General features: G+C 38.3%; 1 protein-coding gene. It reads left to right on the top strand.

Going from position 1 to position 337, the window contains the following annotated elements:
* Window positions 1-263: 2-oxo acid dehydrogenase subunit E2 (locus GQR39_RS20085; protein WP_206007915.1), on the top strand; the 263-nt coding region annotated here is incomplete at its 5' end.
* Window positions 264-337 lie beyond the last annotated feature (74 nt).

Below are 337 nucleotides of genomic sequence, written 5' to 3'. Positions count from 1 at the left end.
AAGGCGGTAGTATGACTATCTCTAGCCTTGGTGGTATCGGTGGTACTCAATTTACACCAATCGTAAATGCGCCAGAAGTTGCTATTTTAGGTGTTTCTAAATCAGCAATTAAACCACAATGGAATGGTAAAGAATTTGAACCTCGTATGATGGTTCCTCTTGCGCTTTCATATGACCATCGTGTAATTGATGGTGCTGACGGTGCACGCTTTATTACTGCCGTTAATAAGCACTTATCTGATTTACGTACGTTAATCCTATAATCTTTGTTAAGCAGGTCGGCAGTTATGTCGACCATTTATTTACATTCTATTAACATTTGAATAGACTACAAATC

Origin of the sequence: Pseudoalteromonas sp. C8 (assembly GCF_011378685.1) — a bacterium.
In the GTDB taxonomy this organism is placed as follows: domain Bacteria; phylum Pseudomonadota; class Gammaproteobacteria; order Enterobacterales; family Alteromonadaceae; genus Pseudoalteromonas; species Pseudoalteromonas arctica.
The sequence above is the reverse complement of the archived record's forward strand: the minus strand, read 5'-3'. Positions and strand labels throughout refer to the sequence as shown.